Origin of the sequence: Moorena sp. SIO2C4, from assembly GCF_010672485.1 — a bacterium.
Lineage (GTDB): Bacteria > Cyanobacteriota > Cyanobacteriia > Cyanobacteriales > Coleofasciculaceae > Moorena > Moorena producens.
Genome location: NZ_JAAHGN010001517.1, coordinates 1 through 1,223 on the forward strand (window position 1 = coordinate 1; position 1,223 = coordinate 1,223).

Here is a 1,223-nt window from a genome sequence, read left to right on the forward strand (position 1 = left end):
TCGAGCATTAGCCTTAGTCGCCTTAGCCCCCCAGTTACCCGATGTGTTATCGGAAGCCTTAGATTGCGCCAGAGAGCTTTCCGATGAATCCCACCGAGCATTAGCCTTAGGAGCCTTAGCCCCCCACTTACCGGAAGTGTTACCCCAAGCCTTAGATTGCGCCAGAGGGATTTCCCATGAATCAGACCGAGCAAAAGCCTTACAGGGCTTGATCAAGAGATTAACTCCTTCCTCAGTTGATTGTCCTCTTTGGCAACAAATTCTTGATAGTTTAGCTAGTCTAACCCGTCCCCATTTTCTTGAAGCTCTTCCTGAATTAGCTCCTTTAATCATCAAGTTTGGGGGTATTGAAGCCCTAAGAGAAACGGTGGCAGCGCTTGATGATGTTAGTCGATGGTGGAAGTAGGGAAAAGGGAGTAGGGAGTAGGGAGTAGGGGAGAGTTAATCAAGGATAGAGGAATTATTATTAGCTTGAATGGGTGTGGCGTGAACCAGTGTTAGGATTGATTAGAATTTCTGATAATATTAAAGTAACTGTTGATAATAGACTAATCCCTTATCAGTATAGCTATGAGTGTAGTTATCCCTGACGATATTGTCGAAGCTAGCCAAATTACTGAGGATGAATTCAAACTTGAAATTGCCCTGATGCTCTATAAGCAAGACAAAATCAGCAGTGGCAAAGTCCGTGCCTGGACGGGGTTAACCGTGATGGAGTTTCAGCATGAACTGGCCAAGCGCGGTTTAGATTTGAATTATGATGTTGCTGATTTTGAAGCAGACCTTAAAACCCTACAATCCCTAAGTTTGCTGTGATTATTATTAGCTGATTATGTTTTAGGGAGTCGAGAGTCGAGAATGGAGAAGAGCCATGAAATATAGCATTTTAATTCAATGGTCAGAGGAAGATAACTCTTATGTGGCTAGTTTACCCGAATGGGGTAAATATGCTCGTACCCACGGTGACACCTATGAGGAAGCTCTTGAGAATGCTAAGGAAGTTTTAGAGGATTTGGTGTACGCTTATAGCCAAGTTAATAAAGAGTTACCAACTCCAAAGATACTAGAGGTAGCCTGAAATTAGCCTAAAAGTAAGCATTTACCTATTATAGCAATTTTACGACTTGTGAGGTACAAATATCTGGGTTTTAGGGAGCAGGGAGCAGGGAGCAGGGAGCAGGGAGCAGGGAGCAGGGAGCAGGGAGCAGGGAGCAGGGAGCAGA

At 44.2% G+C, this 1,223-nt stretch carries 2 protein-coding genes and 1 pseudogene; all 3 read left to right on the forward strand.

The genetic code is table 11. The annotated features are described in order from the left end of the window. Window positions 1-406 (forward strand): annotated as a pseudogene (locus F6K20_RS39125) (NB-ARC domain-containing protein); the annotation flags it as partial. A gap of 164 nt (window positions 407-570) precedes the next feature. Beyond that, window positions 571-816: a UPF0175 family protein gene (locus tag F6K20_RS39130; RefSeq protein WP_287298547.1), complete on the forward strand. Its 246-nt coding sequence runs from the start codon at window positions 571-573 to the stop codon at window positions 814-816. 55 nt (window positions 817-871) lie between these two features. Continuing rightward, window positions 872-1,078 carry a type II toxin-antitoxin system HicB family antitoxin gene (locus F6K20_RS39135; protein ID WP_287298549.1) on the forward strand — a complete coding sequence of 69 codons (207 nt, stop codon included), beginning with the start codon at window positions 872-874 and terminating at the stop codon, window positions 1,076-1,078. Window positions 1,079-1,223: the final 145 nt, after the last annotated feature.

Excerpts from the sequence above, each read along its gene's own strand:
- F6K20_RS39130 (WP_287298547.1), top strand. The coding sequence starts at position 571 with ATGAGTGTAGTTATCCCTGACGATATTGTCGAAGCTAGCCAAATTACT.
- F6K20_RS39135 (WP_287298549.1), top strand. The coding sequence starts at position 872 with ATGAAATATAGCATTTTAATTCAATGGTCAGAGGAAGATAACTCTTAT.